Annotated in this window: 36 protein-coding genes, 2 pseudogenes and 1 riboswitch; of the genes and pseudogenes, 13 read left to right on the top strand and 25 right to left on the bottom strand. The window is 39.8% G+C overall.

Annotation, left to right across the window (positions count from 1 at the left end; genetic code table 11):
• Window positions 1-71: 71 nt before the first annotated feature.
• The 4 genes and pseudogenes from OKX00_RS08725 to OKX00_RS08710 form a co-directional block, all read right to left on the bottom strand.
• Complete coding sequence (locus tag OKX00_RS08725) at window positions 72-977, bottom strand: alpha/beta fold hydrolase (RefSeq protein ID WP_265410129.1); 906 nt, start codon at window positions 975-977, stop codon at window positions 72-74.
• Window positions 978-1,084: 107 nt separating this feature from the next.
• Window positions 1,085-1,248: pseudogene (locus OKX00_RS08720) on the bottom strand (aminoglycoside phosphotransferase family protein); the annotation flags it as partial.
• Window positions 1,249-1,464: 216 nt separating this feature from the next.
• Entirely contained in the window at window positions 1,465-3,120 is a 1,656-nt protein-coding gene (locus OKX00_RS08715; protein WP_265410128.1) for a hypothetical protein, read from the bottom strand.
• A 502-nt stretch (window positions 3,121-3,622) separates the two neighbouring features.
• The gene (locus tag OKX00_RS08710) at window positions 3,623-3,799 is read right to left on the bottom strand and encodes a hypothetical protein (protein WP_156418907.1); all 177 of its coding nucleotides are present in this window, start codon (window positions 3,797-3,799) and stop codon (window positions 3,623-3,625) included.
• A gap of 315 nt (window positions 3,800-4,114) precedes the next feature.
• Between OKX00_RS08710 and OKX00_RS08705 the strand changes: the two genes are divergently transcribed.
• Both OKX00_RS08705 and OKX00_RS08700 read left to right on the top strand, forming a co-directional pair.
• Window positions 4,115-4,600 (top strand): DUF2975 domain-containing protein, encoded by a 486-nt coding sequence (locus OKX00_RS08705; RefSeq protein WP_265410127.1) that lies wholly within the window; start codon window positions 4,115-4,117, stop codon window positions 4,598-4,600.
• Between the two features lie 10 nt (window positions 4,601-4,610).
• Window positions 4,611-4,826 carry a helix-turn-helix domain-containing protein gene (locus OKX00_RS08700; RefSeq protein ID WP_016114251.1) on the top strand — a complete coding sequence of 72 codons (216 nt, stop codon included), beginning with the start codon at window positions 4,611-4,613 and terminating at the stop codon, window positions 4,824-4,826.
• Between the two features lie 323 nt (window positions 4,827-5,149).
• On the opposite strand, the gene OKX00_RS08695 is transcribed toward OKX00_RS08700, so the two are convergent.
• The 5 genes from OKX00_RS08695 to OKX00_RS08675 form a co-directional block, all read right to left on the bottom strand.
• Complete coding sequence (locus tag OKX00_RS08695) at window positions 5,150-5,746, bottom strand: phosphotransferase enzyme family protein (RefSeq protein WP_265410503.1); 597 nt, start codon at window positions 5,744-5,746, stop codon at window positions 5,150-5,152.
• A 42-nt stretch (window positions 5,747-5,788) separates the two neighbouring features.
• A complete protein-coding gene (locus tag OKX00_RS08690) occupies window positions 5,789-5,986 on the bottom strand; it encodes a hypothetical protein (RefSeq protein WP_265410126.1) in 198 nt (65 codons plus the stop codon).
• On the bottom strand, window positions 5,983-6,123 hold the full coding sequence (locus OKX00_RS08685) for a hypothetical protein (RefSeq protein WP_265410125.1): 141 nt from the start codon (window positions 6,121-6,123) through the stop codon (window positions 5,983-5,985). The genes OKX00_RS08690 and OKX00_RS08685 overlap by 4 nt, the downstream gene beginning before the upstream one ends.
• A 577-nt stretch (window positions 6,124-6,700) precedes the next feature.
• The gene (locus tag OKX00_RS08680) at window positions 6,701-7,138 is read right to left on the bottom strand and encodes a hypothetical protein (protein WP_265410124.1); all 438 of its coding nucleotides are present in this window, start codon (window positions 7,136-7,138) and stop codon (window positions 6,701-6,703) included.
• A 32-nt stretch (window positions 7,139-7,170) separates the two neighbouring features.
• A complete protein-coding gene (locus OKX00_RS08675) occupies window positions 7,171-7,458 on the bottom strand; it encodes a PepSY domain-containing protein (RefSeq protein ID WP_062234341.1) in 288 nt (95 codons plus the stop codon).
• A gap of 455 nt (window positions 7,459-7,913) precedes the next feature.
• Between OKX00_RS08675 and OKX00_RS08670 the strand changes: the two genes are divergently transcribed.
• Window positions 7,914-9,467, top strand: a complete 1,554-nt coding sequence (locus OKX00_RS08670; protein WP_265410502.1) for a vanadium-dependent haloperoxidase — start codon at window positions 7,914-7,916, stop codon at window positions 9,465-9,467.
• A 133-nt stretch (window positions 9,468-9,600) separates the two neighbouring features.
• Here OKX00_RS08670 and OKX00_RS08665 read toward each other — a convergent pair whose 3' ends face one another.
• Window positions 9,601-9,924 (bottom strand): hypothetical protein, encoded by a 324-nt coding sequence (locus tag OKX00_RS08665; RefSeq protein ID WP_265410123.1) that lies wholly within the window; start codon window positions 9,922-9,924, stop codon window positions 9,601-9,603.
• Window positions 9,925-10,064: 140 nt separating this feature from the next.
• On the opposite strand from OKX00_RS08665, the gene OKX00_RS08660 reads away from it, so the two are divergent.
• The 3 genes from OKX00_RS08660 to OKX00_RS08650 all read left to right on the top strand — a co-directional run bounded on the left by OKX00_RS08660 (window position 10,065) and on the right by OKX00_RS08650 (window position 12,054).
• A complete protein-coding gene (locus OKX00_RS08660; protein ID WP_265410122.1) occupies window positions 10,065-10,976 on the top strand; it encodes a superoxide dismutase in 912 nt (303 codons plus the stop codon).
• Window positions 10,961-11,176 carry a hypothetical protein gene (locus tag OKX00_RS08655; RefSeq protein ID WP_265410121.1) on the top strand — a complete coding sequence of 72 codons (216 nt, stop codon included), beginning with the start codon at window positions 10,961-10,963 and terminating at the stop codon, window positions 11,174-11,176. The genes OKX00_RS08660 and OKX00_RS08655 overlap by 16 nt, the downstream gene beginning before the upstream one ends.
• 371 nt (window positions 11,177-11,547) lie before the next feature.
• Window positions 11,548-12,054 carry a DUF3189 family protein gene (locus OKX00_RS08650; RefSeq protein WP_265410120.1) on the top strand — a complete coding sequence of 169 codons (507 nt, stop codon included), beginning with the start codon at window positions 11,548-11,550 and terminating at the stop codon, window positions 12,052-12,054.
• A 216-nt stretch (window positions 12,055-12,270) separates the two neighbouring features.
• Here the strand turns inward: OKX00_RS08650 and OKX00_RS23320 are convergent, their stop codons facing one another.
• A complete protein-coding gene (locus OKX00_RS23320; protein ID WP_416054311.1) occupies window positions 12,271-12,420 on the bottom strand; it encodes an ArsR family transcriptional regulator in 150 nt (49 codons plus the stop codon).
• Window positions 12,421-12,555: 135 nt separating this feature from the next.
• Window positions 12,556-12,687, bottom strand: coding sequence for a DUF4023 domain-containing protein (locus tag OKX00_RS08645; protein WP_082316190.1), 132 nt, complete (start codon window positions 12,685-12,687; stop codon window positions 12,556-12,558).
• A gap of 70 nt (window positions 12,688-12,757) precedes the next feature.
• On the opposite strand from OKX00_RS08645, the pseudogene OKX00_RS08640 reads away from it, so the two are divergent.
• Window positions 12,758-12,934: pseudogene (locus tag OKX00_RS08640) on the top strand (alpha/beta hydrolase); the annotation flags it as partial.
• A gap of 95 nt (window positions 12,935-13,029) precedes the next feature.
• Here the strand turns inward: OKX00_RS08640 and OKX00_RS08635 are convergent.
• Window positions 13,030-13,533 (bottom strand): YhcN/YlaJ family sporulation lipoprotein, encoded by a 504-nt coding sequence (locus OKX00_RS08635; RefSeq protein ID WP_265410119.1) that lies wholly within the window; start codon window positions 13,531-13,533, stop codon window positions 13,030-13,032.
• Between the two features lie 174 nt (window positions 13,534-13,707).
• Here OKX00_RS08635 and OKX00_RS08630 point away from each other — a divergent pair, with 174 nt between their 5' ends.
• Window positions 13,708-13,890: a hypothetical protein gene (locus tag OKX00_RS08630; protein WP_265410118.1), complete on the top strand. Its 183-nt coding sequence runs from the start codon at window positions 13,708-13,710 to the stop codon at window positions 13,888-13,890.
• A 33-nt stretch (window positions 13,891-13,923) separates the two neighbouring features.
• Complete coding sequence (locus tag OKX00_RS08625) at window positions 13,924-14,073, top strand: hypothetical protein (RefSeq protein WP_256226161.1); 150 nt, start codon at window positions 13,924-13,926, stop codon at window positions 14,071-14,073.
• 218 nt (window positions 14,074-14,291) lie between these two features.
• Here the strand turns inward: OKX00_RS08625 and metC are convergent, their stop codons facing one another.
• Window positions 14,292-15,470 (bottom strand): cystathionine beta-lyase, encoded by a 1,179-nt coding sequence (metC, locus tag OKX00_RS08620; RefSeq protein WP_265410117.1) that lies wholly within the window; start codon window positions 15,468-15,470, stop codon window positions 14,292-14,294.
• On the bottom strand, window positions 15,463-16,581 hold the full coding sequence (locus OKX00_RS08615; protein ID WP_265410116.1) for a methionine biosynthesis PLP-dependent protein: 1,119 nt from the start codon (window positions 16,579-16,581) through the stop codon (window positions 15,463-15,465). The genes metC and OKX00_RS08615 overlap by 8 nt, the downstream gene beginning before the upstream one ends.
• A 74-nt stretch (window positions 16,582-16,655) precedes the next feature.
• Window positions 16,656-16,771: riboswitch (SAM riboswitch) on the bottom strand.
• A gap of 471 nt (window positions 16,772-17,242) precedes the next feature.
• On the opposite strand from OKX00_RS08615, the gene OKX00_RS08610 reads away from it, so the two are divergent.
• A complete protein-coding gene (locus OKX00_RS08610; protein WP_265410115.1) occupies window positions 17,243-17,548 on the top strand; it encodes an AbrB/MazE/SpoVT family DNA-binding domain-containing protein in 306 nt (101 codons plus the stop codon).
• 801 nt (window positions 17,549-18,349) lie between these two features.
• On the opposite strand, the gene OKX00_RS08605 is transcribed toward OKX00_RS08610, so the two are convergent.
• Window positions 18,350-18,553: a CsbD family protein gene (locus OKX00_RS08605; protein ID WP_062234282.1), complete on the bottom strand. Its 204-nt coding sequence runs from the start codon at window positions 18,551-18,553 to the stop codon at window positions 18,350-18,352.
• A gap of 157 nt (window positions 18,554-18,710) precedes the next feature.
• Between OKX00_RS08605 and OKX00_RS08600 the strand changes: the two genes are divergently transcribed.
• Entirely contained in the window at window positions 18,711-19,277 is a 567-nt protein-coding gene (locus OKX00_RS08600; RefSeq protein WP_091004306.1) for a LemA family protein, read from the top strand.
• Window positions 19,277-19,999, top strand: coding sequence for a TPM domain-containing protein (locus OKX00_RS08595; RefSeq protein ID WP_265410114.1), 723 nt, complete (start codon window positions 19,277-19,279; stop codon window positions 19,997-19,999). Before OKX00_RS08600 ends, OKX00_RS08595 begins: the two co-directional genes overlap by 1 nt.
• Before the next feature lie 2 nt (window positions 20,000-20,001).
• Here the strand turns inward: OKX00_RS08595 and OKX00_RS08590 are convergent, their stop codons facing one another.
• From OKX00_RS08590 to OKX00_RS08580, 3 genes are all read right to left on the bottom strand, one after another.
• Complete coding sequence (locus OKX00_RS08590; RefSeq protein ID WP_175501806.1) at window positions 20,002-20,172, bottom strand: hypothetical protein; 171 nt, start codon at window positions 20,170-20,172, stop codon at window positions 20,002-20,004.
• A 106-nt stretch (window positions 20,173-20,278) separates the two neighbouring features.
• A complete protein-coding gene (locus tag OKX00_RS08585) occupies window positions 20,279-20,428 on the bottom strand; it encodes a YrzI family small protein (protein ID WP_082316189.1) in 150 nt (49 codons plus the stop codon).
• 131 nt (window positions 20,429-20,559) lie between these two features.
• Window positions 20,560-20,709 (bottom strand): hypothetical protein, encoded by a 150-nt coding sequence (locus OKX00_RS08580; RefSeq protein WP_175501805.1) that lies wholly within the window; start codon window positions 20,707-20,709, stop codon window positions 20,560-20,562.
• Between the two features lie 594 nt (window positions 20,710-21,303).
• Here OKX00_RS08580 and menA point away from each other — a divergent pair.
• Window positions 21,304-22,194 carry a 1,4-dihydroxy-2-naphthoate octaprenyltransferase gene (menA, locus tag OKX00_RS08575; protein WP_062234273.1) on the top strand — a complete coding sequence of 297 codons (891 nt, stop codon included), beginning with the start codon at window positions 21,304-21,306 and terminating at the stop codon, window positions 22,192-22,194.
• An 85-nt stretch (window positions 22,195-22,279) separates the two neighbouring features.
• Here the strand turns inward: menA and OKX00_RS08570 are convergent, their stop codons facing one another.
• The 6 genes from OKX00_RS08570 to OKX00_RS08545 form a co-directional block, all read right to left on the bottom strand.
• Window positions 22,280-22,516: a YrhC family protein gene (locus tag OKX00_RS08570; protein WP_053357755.1), complete on the bottom strand. Its 237-nt coding sequence runs from the start codon at window positions 22,514-22,516 to the stop codon at window positions 22,280-22,282.
• Between the two features lie 121 nt (window positions 22,517-22,637).
• On the bottom strand, window positions 22,638-23,771 hold the full coding sequence (locus tag OKX00_RS08565; protein WP_265410113.1) for a bifunctional cystathionine gamma-lyase/homocysteine desulfhydrase: 1,134 nt from the start codon (window positions 23,769-23,771) through the stop codon (window positions 22,638-22,640).
• A gap of 1 nt (window position 23,772) precedes the next feature.
• Window positions 23,773-24,696: a PLP-dependent cysteine synthase family protein gene (locus OKX00_RS08560; RefSeq protein ID WP_053357753.1), complete on the bottom strand. Its 924-nt coding sequence runs from the start codon at window positions 24,694-24,696 to the stop codon at window positions 23,773-23,775.
• A 14-nt stretch (window positions 24,697-24,710) separates the two neighbouring features.
• The gene (locus OKX00_RS08555) at window positions 24,711-25,178 is read right to left on the bottom strand and encodes an S-ribosylhomocysteine lyase (RefSeq protein WP_053357752.1); all 468 of its coding nucleotides are present in this window, start codon (window positions 25,176-25,178) and stop codon (window positions 24,711-24,713) included.
• A complete protein-coding gene (mtnN, locus tag OKX00_RS08550) occupies window positions 25,171-25,875 on the bottom strand; it encodes a 5'-methylthioadenosine/S-adenosylhomocysteine nucleosidase (RefSeq protein ID WP_091004293.1) in 705 nt (234 codons plus the stop codon). Before mtnN ends, OKX00_RS08555 begins: the two co-directional genes overlap by 8 nt.
• Window positions 25,876-25,898: 23 nt before the next feature.
• On the bottom strand, window positions 25,899-26,546 hold the full coding sequence (locus tag OKX00_RS08545; protein ID WP_265410112.1) for a class I SAM-dependent DNA methyltransferase: 648 nt from the start codon (window positions 26,544-26,546) through the stop codon (window positions 25,899-25,901).
• Window positions 26,547-26,612 lie beyond the last annotated feature (66 nt).

Raw genomic sequence — 26,612 nt, 5'->3', positions numbered from 1 at the left:
TCATTACGAAACAAAGAAAACAGGTGCCTCTTTTAATCAAGAATTTCACCCGTTTGTGGAATAACTAATGCTTATAATAAAGAGACAACCTTTTGGTCTAAAAACTCTTGTACTGTCATATTAAACTTTTCTGGTTCCTCTAAATCGGGGAAATGAGCACTATTGTTAAACAATACAATGTCACTGTTCCTTAATCCTTTATGGATTATCTTTGAAATAGATATTCCAGTATTACGATCAAATACACCAGTAATGATTAAGGATTGTTGTTGAATTTCCTTCAATCGATCTAATAGAGGAATTTTTACAGGATTTTTTTGTAATGCCTTAAACATTAGTCCCGTGTTAACTAGGTTACTTTCCTCCCACAGTATCCTATTCTTTTTTCCTATTTCTTGATTTTCGAACAATAATAAATCAACAGATTTACTATCCACCAGCTCCCAAAACGTGTTATATGTTTCATCAATAGTTAATCCCTCTTTAAGAACATTTTGCATCTGTTTATACATTTGGTTATCAACTACCGAACAAAAGCCTGTAATCTGAACCATCTTGTTTATCTCTGAATTTATTAAACTTGGTCCGGATAGAACTATTTTATTTATCACTTTTGGATCAGCATGAGCAACCTCTAGAGCTAACTCTCCCCCAAATGAATACCCCAGTAGATCTAATTTCTTAACTTCTAACCATTTCCGTAAAGATTTAAAATCCTCAATCAACAAATCTATAGAGTACTTAGTATCATCAGAAGGTTTTTCAGTCCTACCACATCCACGCTGCTCATAATAAATAACTGTCCTACTATTTGAGAGTAAAAGTCCAATAGTTCGTTCAAATACATACTGATTGCCACCTGGACCGCCGTGTAAAATAACTAAAGGAGTGGTGTTATTTTTACTCCCTGCAACCCTTATCCAATGGGTAATTCCATTTAATTTTACTTTATATTCTCCATCCATAAGACTCTTCAATTAAAGACACCTCGTATATGTGTAAAGTTGCTAGCTTTTATTAGTTCAATAAAAAAGAGCACATTCCTTTCTTAAAGAAACACACCCGTTTGTGGATTAATCGATAGTTATAAAGAATAGTAATGATTGACTATTTCCATCAGACGTTCAGATTTTTCTGATGATACGTTTTCAGACAATCTTGCCCCTGCTATAATTGGAGCCCATGGAAACCTTCATCTTTTGACAAACCACATTTCTCACAATAAATTCGCAAATACATATCAGCTAATACTGTTTGTATGCCAAGAATTTTTCAACTTTCAAATGCAATGCTCTATATGACTAAAAATACTTATGGTAATTTGACAATTGGTAAGGAAATACAGTAAAAAGCCGATTGCCAGTGAAGTACCGGCCATCAGCTCAATGTGTTGTCATGATTTATAATATCCTCTATTGCCATCCAAAACCGCTTCGATCTCGTCATAACTTTTCAGATGGGACTTTATACAGCAGAATAATATTCCTTAAGCTCCTTGATCAAGGCGTCCCAAGTTTCAGCCTGATCATCAGATATTTCCTTTCCTTTTAACGAAGCAATCTGGTTTTGTAAACTGTTAAGACCCTGAACGGCCCTGTCATTTTGCTCTTCAAAGTGGTAGGTCATAATATCAGCTGCCTTTTTAAGGAGGCTGCTTTTTGTCGCAGCTTCAACATTTGAAGTGTAAATGGAAGAATACAATTCATATGTCGCGTAGGAAACCTTTATATGATTATAAGCACGCTCACGTCTCTGCTCATCATATTGCAAAATTTCTCCGATGATTCCGGAATAATTAGATGAGAAATTCCAGCTGCTGTTATCGGCAAAGTTTGCGTTATTCACGGTAAAACCAACAGGCTGCAGTGCATCAAAACCTGCGTACGTCCAGAAGTTATTTACTCCCTTATTTTCATAAAAACGGAACGATACATCAGCCCAGGATTTGCCGGCAAGATAGGGTTTAAGGTCTACAGTAACGGGTTTCCAAAGGAGGTCGGGAACAATTTCAGCCGTATCCTGTTCCCAGACCACCTTTCCATCAATCAGCAACTGTTTTTTATGGTAACCAGATACGTCTGCTCCAAGGTTCATCGTCTGGAACGTTAACGAATAATTGTCGGCTTTATTCACACGTACTCTTTGAGTAGCTTGTGCGTAATTGCCAGCGGAGCTTGGGACGCCACTGCCGATAAAAAAGTTTAAATAGCCTGTGTCGTCATATGCCTTATCGTCGGTTGGTTCTGGTTCAAAGTTCTTTTTGAGGACGTAGGAGATAGTCCCTTCGATTTTTCCCTTCTTCATGTTCTCCAAGGCGATTTGGGTCACTTTTCTTACATAGTCTGCCGAAGGATTGGCAGGAGTTTTGGATAATTGAGAGGCATAAATCATCCAATACAACGGTAAGTTATATTTGCTAAGTAAACTATAAGCGCTGTCAATTTGTTCCTGTTCGGACGCATATACCTGGGTATTCCGGTAGATTCCATCCCTGAAAGCAAGGATGACGCCATCGATATATGCTCCCCGTGTCTGAAGAAAAGATTCATTTAATGAATCGGTATACATGAGAGGAGAAAAAAACAAATCAGGATTAATTGCTTCGGACGTTTTCTTCATTTGGTCCATATATTCTGGGGTGAATTTATTAAGGTTATGATTAAAATCATCGATTGCCCAGCCGATTACATTCGGATATTGAACAGACAGTTTTGCTATTTCTCTGGACCAGGCAAGGTAATCTGTCGTATAAGGATAGGATTTCCGTTCACCGGTTGATTCAGTTGGGGGGACAACATAGACGACCACATCAATCCCGGCTTTTTTGGCAGCAGGCAAAAATTCGTTTCTCAAATCATCCCAATCTGTTTTCTCGTCCCAAATCAGATAATAATAAGTGTTAATATGTAATTCCTTCATCTTTTCGATGGAACGGGGTGTATCAATATGGTAGATTCCATCGGAGCGGGGAGTGGTTTCACGTATTACTCCGGCATAATCTCCAAGGATTTTTCCTGGTTTAGCCGTTTCTGCTGCGTCCGCTGATTTAGGTGCGGAAAACCCTGTGAAAAGGCTGAGAACAAATGATGATAGCAGAAAATAAAACCCCAATCGTTTCATAAATGTTTCCTCCTCTAAATTTTAGATCGTGATTCACGGTTCAGGAAATTTTATTAAATAAACACAAGGGAAATTGCTTATATGCCACGGAGCATACGGTGAACATTATAACATGCCCTCAATAGAAAATTTTTATATAGAACACGTCAAATTTCCCACACATCGTTGATATCAGTATGCATAAACGAATGATTTATATAGAATGTAAACTTTATTTAAGGATTTTTAACGGACGGTTAAAATGCCAATATGAAAACATCTTTTATGGTACGGAAAAGGTCAAGCCATATATTTTATTAAGACGAAATACAATTCTTTTTTGAGTCTAGTTTTTCTCTTAATTACGGTTTCTTCATAATGAATCGTCTGTCAATACAGAAAGTTACCAACAAAGCTAAGACGATTAGAAGTACATTGCCGTAAGTTTCAAGTCGAAATGGTTTGCCCTCAAAATGGATACCATTCGCACGATATTCAAATCGTATTACAGCATGCTTGGCAGTTAAAAGGTCTTCTTGGCTACTTCCTGATAATGTTTTTCAATGGCTAACGAGAAAATAATAACAGCTGGTATAACAATCAATACAATCCAAGCTCCGCCTGTAAACTTTGTATATGCAACAACAATCGTAACAACAGCTGTAACGATAGCACCAATTGTATTTATCGCTAGTTTCATATGCCAATGAGATCCTATTACACGTTTCCGACGCCTCATCAGTCCAAACTGAGCAATGGTAAAGGATAGGAAGACCCCAATCGCGTATAAAGGAATTAAGGTATTAGTGTGTGCCTGGAATGCGATGATCAGTAAGCTGGCACATGCGGCCAAATAATAGCATTTCTTTGTAATGAGAAATGCTTATTATTTTTGTCAAAATTAAAGGGTATTTAAATAACAATAATAATATAATAAAAAACAATACTAATTTATTGTAAAACGATAAATTATATGATAAAATCATGTTGTCATTAAATAAGTGAGGTGTTTTAAATGATTGTTAAACGAGGTTCAACCACTTTCTTAAAGGTAATTATTTTTCTGGCTGGAATTGCAGTGCTTGCTTTATGTATATTTTTAGTGCCCCATATGGCGAATTTCGCGGCAGAATTGTATCCAAATATTGTCCCAATGAAATATCTCGTTTTCATCGTGATGTATGGAGCGGCTGTGCCTTTTTACTTTGCTCTCTATCAGGCTTTCAAGCTTTTACGGTACATTGACGAGAACACAGCGTTCTCGGAATTATCTGTAAAGGCATTAAAGAACATAAAGTGCTGTGCGATTACAATCAGTGGTTTGTATGTATTAGGTTTGCCACTCTTTCGTTTTATAGCGAAGAAAGTTGACCCTCCTATTGGATTAATGGGACTCATCATCATTTTCGCTTCGTTGGTTATCGCTGTTTTTGCCGCTATCCTCCAACGGCTTCTACAAGAAGCGATTAACATAAAATCAGAAAATGATTTGACGGTCTGAGGTGGATGATATGGCAATTATTATTAATATTGATGTGATGTTAGCAAAACGAAAAATGAGCGTAACGGAGCTTTCGGAGAGAGTTGGAATTACCATGGCGAATCTTTCCATTCTGAAAAATGGGAAAGCAAAGGCGGTTCGTTTTTCAACATTAGAAGCGATATGTAAGACTTTGGATTGTCAGCCAGGTGATATTTTGGAGTACAAAAGTGACGAAGACACATAATAAAAACAGACAACAACTTTCTTCAACCAACGGGATTAGATAGTGAAATAAAAATGAAGGGATAGCGATTAAGCTATCCCTTCTCTGCGTTTATTATTGTTATTTAATTAGAGAATCCATTGATTTCAGTGACAAAAAATGTGATGTGCTTTGCAATGTTTGCACCTCAAAAGGGAACCCGTTAGTTTTCACCTACTGTCTTTTTGTACTTTAATCTACCTTATGACTGCTCTTCCCCCGAAATACAACACTACAATTACAACCGTTCCCTCAACAGCACCAACAGGATTAATCATTTTGTTAGCCTCCTATATACAAAAAGATCATCCAAATGGATAATTTGTCAAAGGTTCATCTGATTCAATCTCTTCTCTAAAACGTAACCATTTCATCTTCAGTTCACCCTCTACCGTTCTCCAGTCATTACGTTGGTGCCAAACGTTGTAATAGAGCAACCGAAGATAACATAGTAATTTCGGCATAGCTTTTAGCCACCGATTATCCAAGGTGTGTACCTCTTGATAGCCTTTTAGAAACCCGTCGAGGAACCAGGCAACGTGGTCATCGAGAGTATCACCCTTTTTATCTTGTCGGTTGTATTTTATGATGACCGAGTAAAGAATTATGGCGATGTCAAAAGCGAACCAATGATAGCAACAATCATCAAAGTCAAATGCCGTAATCGCACCGTCATTAGTTACAAAAAAGTTGTGTGCATGAAGGTCACAGTGGACAAGACCATAGTTTTTCATATCTTCTTTTGGAAGAGTCTCTAACCAATTTAACAACTCCATAGCTTTTTGCCGAACAATCGGCTCTTCATATGGTAGGTGTCGCATCATATCCATCCAGGGTTCCTGTTTCCAATCACGGCGTTTAACATCTTGTAGAGGGACATAGGATTGGGTAAGTAAGTGCATCTGTCCCACTATGCGTCCCCAATTTACAAACATTCTCTGGTTCTAGTCTTCTTCAGTAGGGATTCGACCAGGAGCTTTGGTGAACATAGAGGCGTGATAACCACCCGTTACATTTTCAACCCATTTTCCTGCTTTTGATGGGAGTATTTCAGGAACAGAAACGCCGTTATCAAACAAATAGTCCATGAAATGCAGCTCGGCATATGCCTCTTTTTCATTACGCCACTTCTGATTTGTCAAACGTAATATCCGTGAAGGATGCCCATTTTGTGCTGGGTATTGATATACTCATTAAACATGCCGCCAACATGTGTAAGCAGACTCAAATTAAGTCCAAATGCATTTGTTGCTGTTTGTAACACAATTTCCTCCAGCATTCCATTCCCTCTTTCAGATTCTTAATCCATAATTTTCATTACTACCGCAATCCATTATTGCGTATTATCACCAGGTTGGGTCTCAAGAGTAGAAGAGGTTCCTTTAGATCTCGTTTGGAGTTGTGTCTCGTTTACCATATCGTCAATTGGACAATCTTCGACCAAATTTAAAAGGGCCGCTTGATCTTTAAGTAAGGCTCTTTTCGTAAAGAGTGTTGCTATTCAAACAAAAACATGCTGTTGAACTAATATCTGATTGGAAGTATTTGGGAGATTTCACATCAAAAGTTGAAAAGAGTACTTGGTTTTATTCTTTTTTCGTAACTCTTATCTGTATGCCGGTTTAGGCTTGTTAGGTGTCTGTACCATGTATAAACATTACCACTAAAAACTGGAGTACTTTAGTGTGCTTTTACGAACAGGACTTAAAAATCCATTTATGATACCTCCGCCTGATTGTTGATTTATTGCATCGTTACTTTTACCGAATCCCTTAAACAAATAAACCATTCCAAAGATGGAATGGCCCAATTTTGACATTCAGTTACCAGCGGTCTGTTCTTACCCTAACGAGTGATTAAAGTTGAATCCCTAATTCTTTTGCAGCCTTCTGGAGGCTGTCACGATTAATTTTTACATTGGTTAGGATCTGAGATTTGTCCTTGCTGTTAATCGCTTCTTCTAATGCATCAAACTTCCCGTGCATATCCTCTCCCATTTTTTTATTTTTTGCTTCAATCGGAGGAAGGACGGCAGAATGATATTCTTCATGCATCGACTCAAATTGGTCAGCAGCACTTTTAAAATCCTTTTTATTAACATTTTTTTCGATGACATCCAGTCCATTAAGTTCTTCTTTGATGGCCTTGCCGGTTTGGCTGTTATTTGGCTTGCCGGTATTGGTGTCTTTATGCTCATGTTTCGAGTGATCATGGCCAGCATCCTGGGAAGTGCCGCATCCTGCAAGGCTTATTGCGAAAGTAAGCGGAATTAGTAGAAATCCTTTTGTTTTCATGTGTAATTCATTCTCCTTTTTATACGGTCTATTCATTTCCTTTTGGCCATTCGGCTTCCTTTAAACCATAACCAAATGCCCGTCAAACTAAATACAATCATACAAACGGCACCAAGATCTGTTAACCATACAATGGAAGTATGGCCAAAAAAGCCCGAGTGAAGTCCGAATACCCATTTCTGCAGTTTCAATTCGTTAGTAGAACCATACCCAATCCAGGAACGGTGGTTCAATAATAAGCCTGTTATCGCCATTAATAGGACAAGCAAAGAACCGATGATGCCAAATGTTCTATGAATGGTTTTCATTAATCGATACATACAAGACTCCTAACTTCATGCCATTATTCACCTTGATTATTCAAGGGCGATATATTAAAGTTCAATCATTGCTAATTTATTATTTTTCATTTTTCTTCTGTAGTAAGCACAAGAAGCTCCTTAAGCATCACTTGATCTGCTTAAACAAACCTCTCTTCCAAGGCAGGGGTACATAACCTTGTCCTCTTTTTCCACAAATATATCAAGGTAATGTTCATTTTCCAAATCTATTTTTGCCGTGATTTCAAGTACATATTGATTTTTACTAAAACTACTCTTGTAGAAATAATGAATAATTGGGTAATTCATATTGGTGAACAACCTATACTTTTAAAATAAAAATGAATAGTATGAACGGATTGAAGCAGGAAATCAGGATGGCCAAATCATCAGATAGGGACATCGAGAAAGTAGGATTTCTATCTAGTAACATGATAAATAAAAAAGGTGATAAGATGGCAAAAAGAAACAAGTCCAATAATAAAAAAAAGTGTTTAATCGGACCTTTAAATGGACAAAAGCGCAGTGAGAAAGCATTTCGTGTTCGTCATAAGGCAGCATGTTCACAAATGGAGCTTCCCCTTACTGAACACCCATGTAATGGTGACGAACAATTGTATCCAACTAAAATTGCCAGCTTTTCTAAGGGGCTGCCACATAATTCCCTTGGAGAGGTTGACCTTCAGGCCTATAACCAACTAATTAAGGCTCTAAAAACCGGTAACAAAGACCATTTAGAATCCATTCCTCTCGGCGGTGACGTCAAGATTGCAAATCCTCAAGCCGCATATGTATTTGATCTTGCGGGAACGGATTGCCACAACTTGGATATTGCTGTTCCTCCTTCCTTCAAAAGTGCTTGGGCGGCTGGTGAGATGGCTGAACTATATTGGCAGGCGCTGACCCGCGATGTGTCTTTTCATGAGTACCGCACCAATCCACTGACCATTGAGGCAGCTTCAGAGTTATCGTCATTCACTGATTTTCGCGGGCCAAAAATTGGCGGCAAAGTCACAACGGGTACACTATTTCGCGGGATTACACCTGGTGACCTAACAGGTCCCTATATTTCGCAATTTCTTTTGAAAAACGTCCCCTATGGCGGGACAACAATCATTCAGCGTTATCGTACAACTTTGGCGGGGTCTGATCATATGACATCCTATGATCAATGGCTGAAGATCCAGAACGGCTCAACTCCTGCTGCACCGTTATTCGACCCCACACCCCGCTATATCCGCAATGGAAGGGATCTGGGTGAATATGTTCATCAGGACTTTTCCTTCCAGGGTCCGCTTTCCGCTTGTTTAGTTCTGCTCAGTTTCGGCAGGGAAGCATTGGATATATACAATCCCTACCTTAAATCAGAAACTCAGGATGGTTTTATTACCTTCGGCGCCCCGCATATTCTGGATTTAGTTACTAAAGTGGCGCGGGCAGCACTTGAGGCCGCTTGGTTCCAAAAGTTTCTTGTCCACCGCAGACTCCGTCCCGAGGAGTTCGGAGGACGCGTCCACAACCATTTGATGGGTGCTGCAAGCTACCCGATAAACTCAGAACTCCTCCATTCCCAGGTCATTTCAAAAGTGTTCAGCCAGTTCCGCAGCTACTTGCTTCCTATGGCCTATCCGGAAGGCTGCCCCATTCATCCGGCTTATCCAGCAGGCCACGCAGCCATCGTTGGGGCCGGAGCCACCGTTCTCAAAGCATTCTTTAAAGAATCATTTAAAATTCCAAATCCAGTCACCGCCAGTTGGGATGGCCTCTCATTGCTTCCTTATTCAGGAAAACCATTGACCATAGGCGGGGAATTGAATAAACTTGCCGCCAATATCTCTCTAGGCCGCAACACAGCCGGCGTCCATTGGCGTTCAGATGGGATCGAGGGGTTGAAGCTTGGGGAAGCTGTCGCAATCAGCATTCTTAGGGACTATAGCGCGACCTACCATGAGAAATTCACTGGTTTCTCATTTACTAAGTTTGACGGGACTCGGATCACAATCAAGTAGGTTAGCAATAAACTTTACGAAAACAGCCTAATTTTAAATTCGATTTCCACAAAAGAAAAACCCTCATCTTCCTTTGTGTTCAAGAATGTTTCCCAGTCGGTTTTATCTTCCCTGTAACTTTCTTCGGTATATACTAATACTTCAGGTTACTCGTATAAAGAGCCTTCCATACTGCGACATGTCCCTCGTTATCTGTAATCTGAGCATATTTCACATACCCTTGTTCAGTATAAATCACATAATTTTTCATCAATTCTCTTTGCTCTTCCTTTTGTTTTTTTGTAGCAAGATTTGCTTCTTCTTCATAAATTATGTCACCAAATTGACAAATGACATTAGATAATGGGAGAAAACCTAAATAAAATGGAAAACCGCCCTTTCCACTTTCATTCCTTGTGTATTTCAGAAACCCTGAATTTGACCTTATTTGGTCAATTTCAGGGTTTCGCTTGTTCACTTAGTAACTACCGAAATTAAAAGAGAGACAAAAAAGAAAGGCTGTGCTGGCTCAGTGACTCCCTATTAATGTTTCTCTGTGAATTTTTACGGTAATTACTCATATCTTGTTAGTGACAGGTTACCTAGGAGGCGAAACAATTGCATATAAATGAAAAAACGTATCGAGAGTCATTATTGAAATGGTGTGAAGATATCAAAATAACTTGGGAATCAGTTCGAGAACAGTTAATAAATATCGAAAATCCTATTCTTCAACAATGGGAAGACACCTTCTTATTATTAAAAAATGAGATAGAAATGGAAAACCGCATACATGATCATCATGAATTAAGTAAGAAAGCAGCCTCCTTATATGATAACCTTATTGGCTTCTTATACCGAGCTGAACCGTTATCCGGTCATTACGAAGATGAAAGAATTCAAGTCGTCCCAATTGGGGGACATCGATTACCTCCTCTTCCTTATCCATATAATGGTTTAGAGCCTGTCATTTCAGAAGAAATCATGAGATTACATCATGATAAACATCATCAAAGCTATGTAGATGGACTTAATAAAGCAGAATCAGAAATGCAAAAAGCACGTGAAAATGGAGACTTTCATTTGATTAAGCATTGGGAAAGAGAAGCAGCGTTTCACGGTTCCGGTCACTATTTACATACAATTTTCTGGAGTATTATGAGTCCGCATGGCGGGGGTATACCATCAGAACATCTAAGTAGAGCTATATATAACACATTTGGAAGCTTTGAAAAATTTAAAAAGCAATTCTCCGAAGCAGCAAAAAATGTTGAAGCTGTTGGTTGGGCGATTCTCGTTTGGGCCCCCCGATCCCATCGTTTAGAGATTTTAACTGCTGAAAAGCATCAGAATCTGACTCAATGGGATGTTATTCCGTTGCTTGTTCTAGATGTTTGGGAACATGCCTACTACCTGCAATATAAAAATGAACGAGCTAAATATATTGATAATTGGTGGAAAATCGTGGATTGGAGAGAAGTGGAGCAACGATACAATCAAGCAAAAACAATTGTATGGCAGCCATTTTAAAAGGTCAATATTTAGATGTAGAAAGCGTTATTACTCTTTTGACAATCAATCTTCTGAAGTGCTTATTACTTTTTTCAAAAAGAGCAAAAATTTACAACGGTTTAGGTCATACTGATGACAGTCAAAAAAGTAATAATTTAGAGATACCAGAAGAGTTTGTAGCCAAAAGGATAACAGCACAAAAAGAAGCCTTAAAATAGGCTTTTTTTTAAGATATTTGTTTTTTTGTGAGTTCTCAATTTATAGCTTTATTTTTTCAATGTTTGGAGGTATTGCTATACACGGAGGATTGATCGGAGGATTTACAATTATTTTTATCTATGCTTGAACCAAAGGGATTTCTCAGTAGAGATTGCAGATATTAATTAGGACAGTCTATAGGGCGCTGGGAATCAATAAAATTATCTTTCCTTCATGGTTTAAAATTACCTGAAATATTTATAGATGGTTTTTATCGTCACCCCACTATCTTCTTTCTAATCATCTACCCCTGTACTCATTAAGTATGATTTCTTTATGGATAGCTAAAAATAAAGAAATACTCAAGTCGTTACTGATGATGGAGGAAAACATGATTTATATTTATAATGACTATGGTGGAACGCATACTACTTCTTTAGCTGCTGCCTATCACTTAAAAGAATTACAAAGTAACAAACCTCTTACAACCGAAGATATCTTAAGCGTCAGATATTTTAATAAACTTAATACATCAGATATGGGTAAAATTATATTTCATGGTATTGATGAAAACGGAGATTCAGTTTATACAATTGGTCGAGGAAATTCAAAAGTTTTAGTTCCAAGCCTCAAAAATTTAAGTTTATTGTTACAGGAAAAATTTAATAGTAATGAAAAGATTATTTTTTCGAATACATCACCAACTGTACCGTTATCCATGACAATTGGAGGCTTATTATCTAGAAGGCTAAAAATCGATTCATTGGGTGTTCCCTTATTAGTAAAGGGTGCCAAGCAGGCTCAGGGTGAAATTATAAGATTAGTTCATCATACAAAAGAAAAGGCTCATTCTACCCAAGAAAAGGTACTAGTGTTAGAAAACACCCATATTCAGTAATAGTTTCTGTTTTTTGTTTAATAAAGTGAAATGTCTTTTAGGCAATCCAAATGAAAAAAAAGAGAAAGACATGGAGTTCTCCCTCTTTCTCTACTTCTTATCCACTTACATATTTTGTTAATGGTATCTACGAATTCTTTTAAATCTGCGAAACCTTCCCTTCTGATTCGATAGTAACGTTTAGTTCCTGATTTGCGGACAACCACCATGCCTGAGTCATGCAGCACTTGCAGGCGCTGATAACTCAAAGTGTGAAGCAATGTCACTAGAAGCCAACTCTCGACCTCTCAATACATCTAATATGGCACGACGTGTAGGTACGGATAATGAATGAATTATATCGCACGAAGAAAATGTGAAGTTCATTTTCGAGGAGTCTCGCATCTTCCACTTCAATTAACTTTTCATTGAAGATTTTTCAAGCCAAAAAAGGACTGCCTGAAGGTCAATTTTCGACTTTCTGGACAGCCCCTTCTTCTATAAAATAAATGTACCCAAAAGCTATTTGTTCGTACCGTGCTGCTTATTTGGCAGCTTGGTCCCTGGATTACCTTTGCCTTGATGCTTTTTATTTTTTTCGGCTTTTTCCTGGTTTTCGTGCAATTTTTCTACAAAATCACTTGTGTTTTCCACTGATACACAGCCCCCTCTCATTATTTTCTTTGTTACTTTATCCATTTGGAAGTAAAATTACTCATACTTCCTGCTGGTCTATGGTAAAAAAGATAAGCCCTTTCACATTTATGCTAAGCTCCTTCATGAAAATTTGCCTTATAATGAACTAAAGTTAATTCCCAAAGTCAAACACCAGATCCCCACAAAAGCAGCGGATGAACTAAATCGGCTGATTGTACAGTTTGTTGAGAACTATACAGAATGAATAAAACTATTCAAATAAGGTCTTATTGCCAGCCATAAAAAAATGAGGAAAAAAGAGTGATTTTCTCTTTTTCCTCATTTTTTAGTCCGAAATTTTTATCTTTGTGTTGGGAATAATCTGCGAACCATCTCGCTGAATTGTTCAAAGAAACCTTTAACAGGTTTTCCGACCTGAACATCGTTCACGTACTTTTGAACACGATCCACAAAGTCAGGGTTAGTGGACACAAATACGTCTTTGATATCAGGATCTGTGCTTTTTACTCTGTCTGCTATTTTTTTCTCGGTTTCCTTTGTCAGCTTGCCGTTTGTTCCATCTTCCAAAACAGCTGCCACATAGGCATTATTACCCGTAACGATGACGTTCGCCTGACGTACTTCCGGAAGCTGGACAACTTGATCAGCAGCCTCATCTGCAACATCCAGCCGGTCGTCTTGGTTATTATTGTCACCTGTATTTTCATCAGTACTGATATTCCTCATATTTCTGTTCTGATTATCCATTCCCTGCTTATTATCTCGGTTATTCATACAGGCTGTTAAAACAGCTACCATGAAAACGATCACCAAAAATTGAATAAGATTTCGTTTTTTATTCATATGTTCTCTCCTTTCTTTTATCGTTATCTTTTGGAATCCCCCCCGGATTATGCATCAAAGGAGAATTTCTCCGATTATTATTCATTGGTAATAATCGACTTAATTTATTCAGTTTGTTTTAGACAAAATAATATGGTTCAGCAATGGACAAAAATCTAAAATGGGATGATGTTGATGAAAACAAATATGAATACCATTTTACCAATTATCGCTTCGGTAGGAGTGGGTATTGCTGCGTATCAAATGCTGAGTGGCAATGGAGGAAAAGTGAAAAACATGATGCCGCTTGCTTCAAATATGATGGGATTGGGAACTGATATGCAGGGACAGAATCAACAACAGCCCAATAATCAGTAATGCTTTATAAAGCGGAAAATTAGGAGGGGATAAATGATGAAGTCTAAACATGATACTCATGGTCGGATAAGAATTCTTGCCTCTGATCAGAAGCAAGAGGAACCAGAGAAAATAACCAGTAATGATACTTCAACTACTGGTTTAGTGAAAGATGGGACGATATCCAGTCTGAACGAAGATTAGTCGGATATAAATATAAACGGACGAAAAATCAGGTTTAAGACATTTTGCCTTTTCATAGGACAGCAACTCAGTGTTTCAGCAAACACTGAGTTGCTGTCCCTCTTTATAAACAAAACGATGAGGCATAATTCAAAAAAAAGAGCCACTTTTTATGGCTCGTGAGAAACATGGGCTCTTATGCCCCATTGCTCCATCGGCAATCAAAATCCGATGACCTTCTATTTTGCAAGTGCCTGGATCGTGCTTTGAGCTAATGCGAACTCGAAATCAGCAATCAGGTCTTCAGGGTCTTCAAGCCCTGCTGAAAAACGGAAAAGCGTATTGGTAATTCCTCTCTTCCTTCGTTCATGCTCTGGCATTGAAGCATGTGACATTTTTGCCGGATAAGACAATATGGACTCTACTGCTCCAAGGCTTACCGCTAATACCGGAATCTGAAGGTGCGAAGTGAACGGCCTTACCAGCTGTTCGCTTTCAAGCTCGAAGGAAAAGACAGCTCCAGGCCCTTCTGCTTGCCGGCGCTGCAATTGATAACCGGAATGCTCTTTCAGCCCCGGGTAATGTACCTTTTTAACAAGAGGATGATGATTTAGGTAATCAGCGAGTTTACCAGCTGCCTCTGAGGAATGGCGAAGCCGGACATACAACGTTTTCAAACCGCGCATGAGAAGCCAGGCATCCTGTACCCCTAACACGGCTCCGAAGGAATTCTGCAGAAAATAAAGGCGTTCTGCCAGCTCTCCATCCCTTACAACCGCAAGTCCTGCAACGACATCACTATGGCCGGCAAGAAACTTCGTAGCACTGTGAAGAACGATATCTGCACCAAGCTGCAAAGGCTGCTGAAGAGCCGGTGTTAAGAACGTATTATCCACAAACGTCAGTGCTCCTTGTTCTTTTGCAAGCTCGCTTACCGCCTGTATATCCGTTACTTTCAACAGTGGATTGGATGGTGTCTCGATGTAAAAAGCTTTTGTATTCGGACGAATGACTCTCTCAACTGCATCCAGATCAGTCATGTCTACAAAAGTATGGGTAATCCCCAGTCTTGTGAGCACTTGTGTTACCATTCGGAAAGTACCGCCATAAACATCTTCTGAAATCACAACATGATCACCCTGAGAAAGGAGCAGAAAAGCTGTCGATATAGCGGCCATTCCTGAAGAGAAAGCGAATCCCCGGCAGCCTCCCTCCAAGAGAGCGATCTGCTCCTCCAACGCTTCTCTTGTCGGGTTGGCTGACCGGCTGTAGTCATATTTTCCGAAACTGTCGAGATCCTCCTGATGAAACGTTGAAGAAAGGTGCATCGGTACACTGACCGCACCAGTTGTCGGATCGGTTTTATGCTTATGATGCAGCAATTTGGTTTGAAAATTATAACAGGAATAGTCACTCATGGGGGATTGCCTCCTTCTGAACAATTTGAAGTGCTTGCGATAAGTCATCTATAAGGTCATTTTCATCTTCAATTCCAACAGACAGCCGAAGGAGCCGGTTGCACACCCCTCGCTTGATGCGAATGTCATCCGGAATATCGGCATGGGTCTGAGTGGCCGGATAGGTGACGAAGCTTTCGACTCCGCCCAAGCTTTCCGCAAATGTGATCAGTGAAACAGCCTTCAGAAAGCCAGGCACCCACTCTTCTTTACGAAGGCGAAAGGAGATCATTCCTCCTCTTCCCGGGTAAAGCACATCCGCAACGGCTTCATGTTCTTGGAGAAAACCGACGACCGCCTTTGCGTTTTCTTCATGCTTTTTCATCCTTAATGCCAAGGTTTTCATGCCTCTCATCAACAGCCAGGCGTCAAAAGGGCTTAAAACGGCACCCGTAGCATTATGATGATAGGACATTTCTTCACATAATTTTTCTCCTTTTGCAGCAACGAGTCCTGCGAGTACATCGTTGTGTCCCCCAAGATATTTTGTCGCACTATGGATGACGATATCTGCCCCAAGTTCAATCGGCTTTTGAAGCAAAGGCGTGTAGAATGTATTGTCTACAATCACGAGGAGACCATGTTCCTTTCCAATAGAAGCAATCGCCTGGATATCACAAGTTTCCATTAAAGGATTTGTCGGGGTCTCCAGAAAAATCGCTTTGGTATTCGCAGTAATCGCCTGTTTAATTTCAAGAGGATTCGCCGTGTCTGTGTATTTACAGGACAGCCCCCATTTTTTATAGCCTTCTTCCAATAACCGATAAGTACCGCCGTATAAATCGCTGGATACGATCCATTCATCCCCTGATTGAAAAAGGGAGAGGATGGTAGCGATCGCGGCCATTCCCGAACTGCAAGCAAAGCCTTGGTCCGCTCCCTCCAGGTCCGCGATCGCCTGTTCAAGCAGCTGGCGTGTCGGATTGCCGGTGCGTATGTAATCATACCCGCTTGATTCTCCTATCCCGGTATGGCGATAAGCGGTTGAAAAATAAACGGGCGGATTAACTGATCCTGTCCGGTCTTCACTTCGGTTGCCGATCTGAGCAAGCTTTGTTTCCGTTTTATACATGGAGATCCTCCTAATAAATAAAATAAAAAAAGCCTTCTAAGAAGAAGACTTTTGAGAAATATCAATTGTCGTTCTTCTTATCTTTCAAGTTCATTAACGAACTTGATGGATTTAGCACCTTTTCAGCCATCCGCGGCTGAAGGTTGCTGAGGTATCATCGGGCCATTCCCTCTACCTCTCTTGATAAGAAAACAAATCACGTATCAAATTGTAATTTATACTTTACAATAATATTCTGAATGTTTCAATAGGTATTTCAAAAAATATTGGCTTTTTTAAAATTTCAATTAACCTTTATTACATTGGCGGCTGTATTGGTAAGGTGCTCGAAAGTTAAAACTCGGGACGTACTTTAGTAAAAGGGCTAACTCTTCTGATAAACGATGAGATACTTTTTTCTTTTTTTGTTTTTCTCAATCAGCACCTACCTTTATTACATTTTCACCTGATGATTTTAGTCCTGTATTTAAAGAGGTTTTCTGAAAACACTGGTTCCATTTACCATATTCGCAGGTAAATAGTCGGTTTACGCACAGAAATTAAGTAATTAAAAGCTTTTAACCTAAATCTTCTGAGTAAAATTGAAACGTTTTTATCAGTTTGAAAAAATGTTAGGCATGGTAATATTTATTAAAAACTACTAATTAAGGGAGTCTTACAGTTGATAGTTGAGACAGATAAATACTATATGCCTGGTAAAAATCGTGTCATCTTGCTGCCTGCCGTTTGGAGAGAGGAATTTAATATAACAGAAAATGACCTCCTCACTGTATGTAAAAAAGACGACTCGATCATCATCATTCAGGCCAATACCATAAACGAAGTAAAGGGAGCCAAATATATAAAGATTAATAAAAAAGGCGTGATAACCATTCCGAAATCTATAGATGAACAGCTGGATATTCGATTACATCAACTGTTCATTAATTCAAAATACTGTTCCTTTTTTATTGCACCTGTAAAATAGAAATGCCCGTTTGAATGAAAGGATGAAACATGCTATCTCCAAAGACATAAATTTGGTGATGGCATGTTGGCCTCTTATCTGCTTTATATGGTGCTGCCTTGGTTGGCAGGTGTATTTCTTTTAAATAAGAAATGTAAACTCGTGTTATTGGTCACCCCCTTCACTTTGGTCCTTGCATTCATTATTGATGGCTGGGAAACCCTTTATCATTACTGGAAAGCAGCTCCCTCGTCAAGAAACCTGTTACGTTCCAATAAAAATAGAGATACGCGTATCTCCATTTGCATTTTAATAGTTAATGAATCTGATCTATTCCGGCATTAACCTTGTGGAAACTCCAATGCGGTTCCATGCATTGTTGGTTACGATTCGCATGATGATTTCCGCTATTTGTTTTTCCTCAAAATGTTCAGCTACTTCCCTATATACTTCATCTGGAACATGGGAGACAGCTACGAGTGTGATCGATTCAGCAGCGCTGGCACTGCTCGTTCTTCAGGAGAAAAGAACGCAGGTTCAACATTGCCTCATAACCTCCTGGATTGACCTTTCCCATTAAAAATCTTGTTTCCATACTCAATTCCTCCTTAATTTGCAATCACTAATAAGACAATTAACTCCCTCTTTTTGTGACAAAAATTAAAGGGTAATTAAAATTTATTTATTCACCAAGAAGGGATTAGTGGAAATGGCTGTACAAAACAATATTGCCGGTTTCGTGACTTGGTTCCGTCAACATTGGGATATTTAATCAAAAAACAAGGCCAGTCCCTTTCGGAGCTGGCCTTGTTTCACTTTTACTTAATCTCTTTTATTATCAAATAAGCTGTTTACTGTATCTGTTGCTTTTTCTTTGGCATCGCCATAACCTTCACGGATGTTTCCTTTTGCTTTGTCTTTGTTGCCTTCTGCTTCTGTTCTCTCATCTCCAGTAAGCTTGCCTAGCTCTCTTTTTGCTTCACCTTTGGCCTGATCCATTTTCCCTTTTGTTTGATCTTCATTCATCGTCTATTCCTCCTTCATTTTATATCCGTCTACATAGAGTGTTTACCCTCTATTAAGCCATATTAATCTTGTTAAGCCTAAGCCATATTTTCTGTTTTTAAATCATAAGATAGGGGAAAACTAAAAATTAATGTAAATTTGCTGAAGGAGTGTACATATGAAAAAAAGCTGGATATGGCCTGTAGTCATCATAGGTGTTATCGTTATTTGGTTTGTAGCAAGCTACAACGGTTTTGTCAACAAGGAAGAGGATGTTGATCAGTCCTACTCGCAGATTGAGACACAGCTGCAAAGACGTGTAGATTTGGTGCCTAACCTTGTAAATACCGTCAAAGGCTATGCTTCACATGAAAAGAAGGTCATAAAGGATATTTCCGATGCGCGTGCCCGCCTGGCCGGTGCACAATCAACTCAGGAAAAGGCACAAGCCAATGACCAATTAACCGGCGCTTTAAGCAGGCTTCTTGTCATTCAGGAGCGGTACCCGAACCTTAAAGCTGATAAACAGTTTACTCAACTTATGGATGAACTTGCAGGTACCGAAAACCGGATCGCCGTAGCCAGAAGGGATTACAACCAGGAAGTGGCTTCCTATAATAAAAAAGTAAAACGATTTCCTGGAGCGTTAATTGCTGGGATAGGAGGATTTGATAAAAAAGAATACTTTAAGGCCAATGCCAACGCAAAAGAGCCCCCTAAAGTAGACTTTGGAGGAAACGGATAATGCTTTCCAAAAGATTCTCCCTCCTTTTGATGGTGTTTCTCTTTTTCACCATACTAACAGCCAGAGAACCGGTATCAGCAGCAAAGATACCTGCTCCAACGGGAGATATTTATGTTCAGGACTACGCGAACATCTTAAATCAACAGCAAGAAGCAGAGCTGCTGTCATTGGGAAGACAGCTGGAAGATCAGACGACAGCACAGCTTGCTGTTCTGACCGTTAAGTCTATTGGAAGTGAACCCATTGAGAACTATGCGAATAAAGCCTATAGGACGTACGGGCTTGGCACGAAAAAAGCGGACAATGGCGTACTGCTCGTCGTTGCCATGTCACAGAAGAAAATCAGGATTGAAGTTGGATATGGTCTTGAGGGTGCTATTCCAGACGGAAAAGCTGGAAGGATTCTGGACGAAAATGCGATTCCCTATATGAAACAAGGGAAGCCTGACTCGGCTGTCACACAAACGTATCAGGCTCTTGCTAAAGAGATCACACAAGAATACAAGGGACAGGATAACCCTCCTCCTAACGGAAAGAAAAAAGATCCTTTCTCGTGGTTTTACATTCTTATCATCGTAGTGGTTATCTTTTTGGATGTAAAATTTTTTAATGGGTTTCTGACTTACATGATCCTGTCCATGATATCAAGAGGCGGTGGCGGTGGCCGGCGCGGTGGTGGTGGCGGGTCTTCCGGCGGTGGCGGGGCAGGAAGAGGCTGGTAAAGTTATTCTTCTTCCAGCCACTTTTTCACGTGATCCTTTGGTTCCCAGCAGTTGAATTTATAGGAAGGCTGGGTTTCATATCCAAGCCTTGTACACTCATATTTCATCCCCTGCTCCGTTCTTGAAACCTTAAAATTGATGCAGGTGGCACAGCAATGAATATCTTTTTTCATGAACGTTCAACCCTTTTAACCCTTCTTTATGATTTATATCTTCATCATACAGCAAAAGCCCTGCCTCGCACTATAATTTGCGCAAGCCAGGGCTTTTTTCTATCTATTAACGAATGTAATTCGCGTCGATTGCTTTTGCATGAGCAGCATCAAACAAGTCATTTACATTTTGCTGGTGCACATATTCTTTGTACGTCATTTCATTCTTGTTTAGTGAAATGGTAATCGTAGCAAAGAAAAGGTTTAGTGTAAACATACAGGTTCCTCCTTTCCTTCCTGGTTATCCTTTCAGGTCGTATCTTTCTCCGTTATAATCCAATTTAGAAACGCCAGGTATCTTTTTACCATCATATTTATCCCTCCATTAATTTTTATTGTCAAACTTTACTAAAAGGTTAGGACCGTATTCACGACTTTATCGCGGCTGGCTTCGAACCTCTCATTCACCTCTTGCTGATGTACAACTTCTTGATGCGTTCTGATTTTTCGTTTGAAAGAAACAGTAATTGTGCCAAAAAATAATTGTAGTGTAAACATAGTAAATCCTCCTTTAATTTTAAAATCAACAGGTCATATCCTTCTCCAAAGAGAACCAAGCCAACAAAGCAATACTAATCATCATTTTTCTCTCCTCCCTCAAGTTGATATTTATAAAAAAAGGCCGCAGTACAAGATCCCCTGCGGCCAACCCAAAAATGGGCACAAAAAAGCCACAGGCATCGTTCAGCCTGCGGCGCTTTTTTATCCAAATGAATTGTTAAAAAAGACTACTGTCCAACGGCCGAACATCTATTTGATTTATTCAGTTGCTTCAGAGTTGAAATTGTTTTACTTTGCATCATGGTGTTCGACCTCCTTCAATAAATTCTGATTTTTCTTACATGGTAATTATAACCACATCATGGTAACTTGTAAACCTCTTTTACCAAACAATTTATTTATATGCATCCTCCTTATGAAAGATACCCGTTGTTTTGCGGAATTTCATAGAAAGAAAAACATTCCATACTTACCATCACAAATTTCATTTTTTGTATAAAACACAAGCATTATGTGTACTTTTTCACAAACATTTGTTTTATAATGGATATGCCTAATAATTTGTATTTCGTAAGATAGGGGGGAACGATTATGATAAGCCCTAAGACTATATTGGCCTCTACCCGGCCATTTTCATTGACGGCTTCTATCATACCTGTGCTTTTCGGTACCATTCTCGCCATGAAATGGACGGAGATCAACTGGGGAATCTTTTTATTAACACTCGCCGGCGCTATATTCATGCAGTGCGGGACCAACTTGGTGAACGACTACTTTGATTATAAAAAAGGTGCTGATCAGCCTGGCTCGCTCAGCCCGTCCGGAGTGATTGACCGTAAGGAAATGACACCTGTGCAAGTCCATATTACAGGACTCATCTTCTTTGCTTTAGGAAGTATTATCGGATTAATTTTGGCCAGTCTGACAGGCAGCTTTATTTTATATATCGGAATTCCTTCTCTCCTGATTGGGTACTTTTATACAGCTACCCGCTATGCGCTAGCCTACAATGGCTTTGGGGAATTTGCTTCAGGAACGACACTTGGAGTTTTGGCTGTTATTGGCTCCTACTACGTCCAGACGCTAACGGTTCACTGGGAAACGGTACTTATTTCACTTCCAAATGCTTTCTTGATCATGGCCATATTGCACGCCAATAACCTGAGGGACATCGATACGGATAAATTGATCAATAAGATTACGATAGCAGGATTAATCGGCAAAAAAGGAGCTCGAATCGAGTATTATATTTTAATGCTTGGTACGTATATTATCCTGTTGCTGCTCGTAATTGCTTCACTGCTTCCTGCATGGAGTTTGATCGCCATCGTTTCTTTGCCGATTGCATTAAAAGCAGTAGGAATAGCAGCCCGCACCTGGGAGCCTAAAGAACTGAACAAAGCACTCGGACTCACAGCAATGCTTCATTTAGGCTTTGGTCTTCTGCTATGCATCGGTACATTCATCGGTATTTCAATATAAGACTTATAAGCTTTAGTACCTTGTTCTGGCGCTTAATCCAGATAAAAAAATCCGGCAGCCCATCATGGCTGCCGGATTTTTTTATTTATTGTATCTCTTGTAAACGTTTCTTTAATCTCTTCGCTTGATAATACATAAGAGCAGTAAAACCAAGCCCTGTCATGGAAGTTGCTCCGCAGACAATCGCATCTGCTGTATCTTTCCCTGCAAAAGGAATCACAGTTCCTAAATAAAGAAACGAGCTTAATGATAAAAGGATAATCCCGTAGTGCTGATAATCCTGAATTTTAACTTTAATATCTTGAATAACTTTTGAATCCATTACTTAATCAGCCTCCTAACCTCTTATTTTACAATAACATATATCAGGTGGCTGCCGACTACGTAATATTTGACAAATATATGAAAAAACTCCCGGTTCTATCTGCCGGGAGTTTTTTCTCTTATTGAAGCGCCTGCTTCAAATCTTCAATTAAGTCATCTGCATCTTCAATTCCGACTGAGATGCGGATTAATCCATCAGTGATTCCCAGTTCTGCTCTGCGGTCAGAAGGAATGGACGCATGCGTCATCTGAGCAGGAACAGAAATCAGGCTTTCTACTGCACCAAGGCTTTCTGCTAAGGTAAAGTAATGTACCTTTTTCAAGACTTGGGCAGCTTTCTCGACACTACCTACATCGAATGATACCATCCCGCCAAAACCACCTGCCTGCGCTTTTGCGATGCTATGCTGAGGATGGCTTTCAAGTCCAGGGTAATAAATTTTTTCAACGCTTGGATGATTGGACAGAAACTCTACAATTTTCTTCGTATTGGCCTCGTGGGCTTCCATACGAAGACCGAGCGTCTTAATACCTCTGATAAGGAGCCAAGAGTCCTGCGGCCCTAAGATCCCGCCTGTAGAATTCTGAACAAAGTGAAGATCCTCAGCCAGCTTATCATCGTTTACAACGACGATACCTGCCACGACATCACTATGCCCTCCAATATATTTAGTAGCCGAATGAAGAACAATATCAGCTCCTAATGTAATTGGTGTTTGCCAATACGGAGTGCTGAACGTATTGTCCACGATAAATAACAGGTTGTTTTCTTTCGCCAATTGGGAAGCTGCTTTTAAATCGGTTACTTTTAACAATGGGTTTGTCGGTGTTTCAACATATAGTGCTTTTGTATTCGGTTTGATCGCTTCTTTTACTGCATTTAAATCGGTTGTATCAACAAAAGTGGCTTCAATACCAATTCGGTTGAGGACTTTAGATACAACGCGGTATGTCCCGCCATATACATCATCCGTCAGGATCACATGGTCACCTGAACTGAACAGCATCATAACAGCTGTAATAGCTGCCATACCAGACCCGAAAGCGAAACCTCTTTTTCCTTCTTCAAGGTCTTTAACAAGCTCTTCTAGTGCAAAACGGGTCGGATTTCCTGTTCGGGAATATTCATATCCTTTATGAACACCCACTTCTTCTTGTTTGTAGGTGCTTACTTGGTAAATCGGAAACGACACGGCGCCTGTAGCTGGATCACCCGGAATTCCGCCGTGTATCAATTTTGTTTTCCTTTTCATGTTAAATGCCTCCTTCGTATATCTTTTTGCTTAAATATCGGTCACTTCCATCGGGGAAGATTGTTACGATTGACGAACCTGCAGGAGCTGTTTCTGCTTCCAGCAATGCAGCATGAAGAGCAGCACCTGAAGAACTGGCAGCAAGAATGCCTTCTTTTTGTGCCAATTCTTTCACCCTGTTAAATGCGTCAACATCGCTAACTGTATGGATCGCTTGAAAATAAGAAGAATCCATGTAGCCTGGCAAGAATTCCATACCGATTCCTTCTGTTTTATGAGGTCCTGACTGGCCGCCGTTCAAAATCGACCCTTCTGGCTCTACAATGACCGTTTTAATTTCCGATTTCTTTTCTTTTAGGAACTGTGCGGTACCCATGAATGTACCGCCAGTGCCGGCTCCTGCAACAAAGATGTCAACCTCGCCGTTTAAGTCCTGCCAAATTTCTGGTCCAAGTGTTTTATAGTACGTAGCGGGATTGGCCGGATTGGAAAACTGAGCTGGAGTAAAGGAGTTAGGAATCTCAGTAAGAAGCTGTTCAGTCTTCTTTATCGCTCCCTTTATACCTTCCTCTGTTGGCGTATTAATAATGGTTGCGCCTAGAGCTCTCATGATGTCCTGCTTTTCCATACTGAACTTTTCAGGGATAACAAACGTAACGTTAATACCTCTGTTAATAGCTGCCAATGCCAGACCAATTCCTGTATTGCCGGCTGTCGGTTCAATGATGGTACCGCCCTCCACCAGTTTTCCTGTACGGAACGCTTCATCCAGTAATTCTTTCCCCAGCCGGTCTTTCACGCTTCCTCCAGGATTGAAATATTCAAGTTTGGCAAATAGCCGCACCCCATTTGGCAACGGGAACTGAGTCAGTTGGACCATCGGTGTATTACCGATTAACTCATGTATATTTTTATAAACCGTCATCACACAAACTCCTCTTATTCAGCAAACACCTTGTTCCACTCATCTTTTTTCGCTAACATTTTTTCTGCAATCTCTTTTGCGCCTTCCAAGCTGTGATTGGCAGCCCATCCGCATTGAACTTCGTTGCAGGCAGGTACTTCCTCCGCTTTTAGAACATCATGCAATGTTTTTTCTAGGACCTCAAGGATTTCATCATAGTTGTCATGGTTAATGACTGAAAGATAGAATCCGGTTTGGCAGCCCATTGGACTGATATCCACCACTGAATCATGATGGTTACGGATATTTTCCGCCATTAAATGTTCGATTGAATGAAGCCCCGCCATATCCATATGATCTTTGTTCGGCTGGCAAAAGCGAATATCATATTTATGGATAACATCTCCATTTTTACCTTGGGTTGTACCAGCAAGACGTACATAAGGTGCTGCAACTTTAGTATGATCAAGATTGAAGCTTTCTACATTCATTTTTTTAACCATTATGTTTCAACTCCTCTATCATTAATAAAATCAATTCTGCCGAGTGCTTGGAGGCAGTATCTAAAAATTGGTCATAAGATACGCGGGCATCTTTACCGGCTATATCTGAAAGAGATCGGATAATGACAAACGGCACCTTGAACTGATAGGCAACCTGAGCAATCGCCGCCGCTTCCATTTCTGCTGCATACAATCCCGCAAGCTTTGTCCGGATAAATTCCACTCGTTCATGATCGCTCATGAACGAGTCACCTGAAGCGATCAGACCTTTTGCTACTTGTATTCCGCTTACCTTCTCCGCACTTTTTACAGCGATGGAAACAAGATCGGCATCCGGTACATAGTAGGCCGGCATCTGTGGAACCTGCCCATATTCATAGCCAAAGATGGTTGCATCCACATCATGATGGCGAACTTCCGTTGAGATTACGACATCTCCAACATTCAGGTCTTTGTGAAACCCTCCAGCCGATCCTGTATTTATAATGCAGTCTGGTTGAAACATCTCAATCATCAACGTTGTTCCAATAGCGGCATTTACTTTACCGATACCCGATTTCAAGAGAATGATATCAAGTCCATCAATCTTACCAGTATAAAATTCACAGCCGGCGAGCGTTTTGTCCTGCCTGTGTGATAGTTTATCCCGAAGAATGATGACCTCTTCTTCCATAGCACCGATTATTCCAATTTTCATAGCGACAACTCCAATATATTCTGTTAAATTTTTTTCGTTTTAACAGCTTCCATCAGCCAGACATAGGTATTTAATTTTTCAAAAGAAACTTCAAAACCATGTTTCTGAAAAATTTCATTCAGCACTTCAAGCGTCGTATAATATTCCGTCTGAAGATCCTGCAGCAGGTTTAAATAACCTTGTTCTTTTACGATGCGGTACCTTTCCTGCCGGTCCGCCTCATTAATGAAAGCTGTATCCGCAAATACAATTTTACCATTTTCCTTTAAAATCTGGCTATATAATTGGATAGCAGAGTCTTTTTCTTTATCTGTAAGGTGATGGAAAGCATAGGTGCTTACGATAGCATCAATCTCTCCAGGAAGTTCTGGAAATGCCAAAAAGTCTCCATCAAAAAGCTGGAGGTCTGTAAAACGGGCTTTTGTCTTTTCCCGCATGCCTTTTGAAGGTTCAATACCATAAACCGTCCTCCCGGTATCCAGCAGTTTTTCGGTCAGGTTTCCAGTACCCACTCCAAATTCTGCAACAGTTCCTGTCGTCCTTGAGGCAACCGCTTCAAGAATTTCTCCATATCGTTCAAATACTTCCTTATATTCTTCATCTTGGCCTGACACTGATTGATCGTATGATTCTGCCCACTCATCAAATAAAGAAATAAATTCTCTGCCCATTTATCCCACTCCGTCTATTTAAAATATATAATTCCTATCACTATACTATGAATTAAAACTTTACAG

It is taken from the genome of Fictibacillus sp. KU28468 (assembly GCF_026153615.1).
GTDB lineage: Bacteria > Bacillota > Bacilli > Bacillales > Fictibacillaceae > Fictibacillus_C > Fictibacillus_C marinisediminis.
This window is presented reverse-complemented; position numbering and strand designations above follow the sequence as displayed.

Bases quoted from the DNA above. Each gene is read 5' to 3' on its own strand.
- OKX00_RS08715 (WP_265410128.1), bottom strand. From the start codon at position 3,120: ATGAAACGATTGGGGTTTTATTTTCTGCTATCATCATTTGTTCTCAGC.
- OKX00_RS08710 (WP_156418907.1), bottom strand. From the start codon at position 3,799: ATGAAACTAGCGATAAATACAATTGGTGCTATCGTTACAGCTGTTGTT.
- OKX00_RS08705 (WP_265410127.1), top strand. From the start codon at position 4,115: ATGATTGTTAAACGAGGTTCAACCACTTTCTTAAAGGTAATTATTTTT.
- OKX00_RS08700 (WP_016114251.1), top strand. From the start codon at position 4,611: ATGGCAATTATTATTAATATTGATGTGATGTTAGCAAAACGAAAAATG.
- OKX00_RS08695 (WP_265410503.1), bottom strand. From the start codon at position 5,746: ATGCACTTACTTACCCAATCCTATGTCCCTCTACAAGATGTTAAACGC.
- OKX00_RS08685 (WP_265410125.1), bottom strand. From the start codon at position 6,123: ATGCTGGAGGAAATTGTGTTACAAACAGCAACAAATGCATTTGGACTT.
- OKX00_RS08680 (WP_265410124.1), bottom strand. From the start codon at position 7,138: ATGAAAACAAAAGGATTTCTACTAATTCCGCTTACTTTCGCAATAAGC.
- OKX00_RS08675 (WP_062234341.1), bottom strand. From the start codon at position 7,458: ATGTATCGATTAATGAAAACCATTCATAGAACATTTGGCATCATCGGT.
- OKX00_RS08670 (WP_265410502.1), top strand. From the start codon at position 7,914: ATGGCAAAAAGAAACAAGTCCAATAATAAAAAAAAGTGTTTAATCGGA.
- OKX00_RS08655 (WP_265410121.1), top strand. From the start codon at position 10,961: ATGGCAGCCATTTTAAAAGGTCAATATTTAGATGTAGAAAGCGTTATT.
- OKX00_RS08650 (WP_265410120.1), top strand. From the start codon at position 11,548: ATGATTTATATTTATAATGACTATGGTGGAACGCATACTACTTCTTTA.
- OKX00_RS23320 (WP_416054311.1), bottom strand. From the start codon at position 12,420: ATGAACTTCACATTTTCTTCGTGCGATATAATTCATTCATTATCCGTA.
- OKX00_RS08635 (WP_265410119.1), bottom strand. From the start codon at position 13,533: ATGAATAAAAAACGAAATCTTATTCAATTTTTGGTGATCGTTTTCATG.
- OKX00_RS08630 (WP_265410118.1), top strand. From the start codon at position 13,708: ATGAAAACAAATATGAATACCATTTTACCAATTATCGCTTCGGTAGGA.
- OKX00_RS08625 (WP_256226161.1), top strand. From the start codon at position 13,924: ATGATGAAGTCTAAACATGATACTCATGGTCGGATAAGAATTCTTGCC.
- metC (WP_265410117.1), bottom strand. From the start codon at position 15,470: ATGAGTGACTATTCCTGTTATAATTTTCAAACCAAATTGCTGCATCAT.
- OKX00_RS08615 (WP_265410116.1), bottom strand. From the start codon at position 16,581: ATGTATAAAACGGAAACAAAGCTTGCTCAGATCGGCAACCGAAGTGAA.
- OKX00_RS08605 (WP_062234282.1), bottom strand. From the start codon at position 18,553: ATGAATGAAGATCAAACAAAAGGGAAAATGGATCAGGCCAAAGGTGAA.
- OKX00_RS08600 (WP_091004306.1), top strand. From the start codon at position 18,711: ATGAAAAAAAGCTGGATATGGCCTGTAGTCATCATAGGTGTTATCGTT.
- OKX00_RS08595 (WP_265410114.1), top strand. From the start codon at position 19,277: ATGCTTTCCAAAAGATTCTCCCTCCTTTTGATGGTGTTTCTCTTTTTC.
- OKX00_RS08590 (WP_175501806.1), bottom strand. From the start codon at position 20,172: ATGAAAAAAGATATTCATTGCTGTGCCACCTGCATCAATTTTAAGGTT.
- OKX00_RS08585 (WP_082316189.1), bottom strand. From the start codon at position 20,428: ATGTTTACACTAAACCTTTTCTTTGCTACGATTACCATTTCACTAAAC.
- OKX00_RS08580 (WP_175501805.1), bottom strand. From the start codon at position 20,709: ATGTTTACACTACAATTATTTTTTGGCACAATTACTGTTTCTTTCAAA.
- menA (WP_062234273.1), top strand. From the start codon at position 21,304: ATGATAAGCCCTAAGACTATATTGGCCTCTACCCGGCCATTTTCATTG.
- OKX00_RS08570 (WP_053357755.1), bottom strand. From the start codon at position 22,516: ATGGATTCAAAAGTTATTCAAGATATTAAAGTTAAAATTCAGGATTAT.
- OKX00_RS08565 (WP_265410113.1), bottom strand. From the start codon at position 23,771: ATGAAAAGGAAAACAAAATTGATACACGGCGGAATTCCGGGTGATCCA.
- OKX00_RS08560 (WP_053357753.1), bottom strand. From the start codon at position 24,696: ATGACGGTTTATAAAAATATACATGAGTTAATCGGTAATACACCGATG.
- OKX00_RS08555 (WP_053357752.1), bottom strand. From the start codon at position 25,178: ATGGTTAAAAAAATGAATGTAGAAAGCTTCAATCTTGATCATACTAAA.
- mtnN (WP_091004293.1), bottom strand. From the start codon at position 25,875: ATGAAAATTGGAATAATCGGTGCTATGGAAGAAGAGGTCATCATTCTT.
- OKX00_RS08545 (WP_265410112.1), bottom strand. From the start codon at position 26,546: ATGGGCAGAGAATTTATTTCTTTATTTGATGAGTGGGCAGAATCATAC.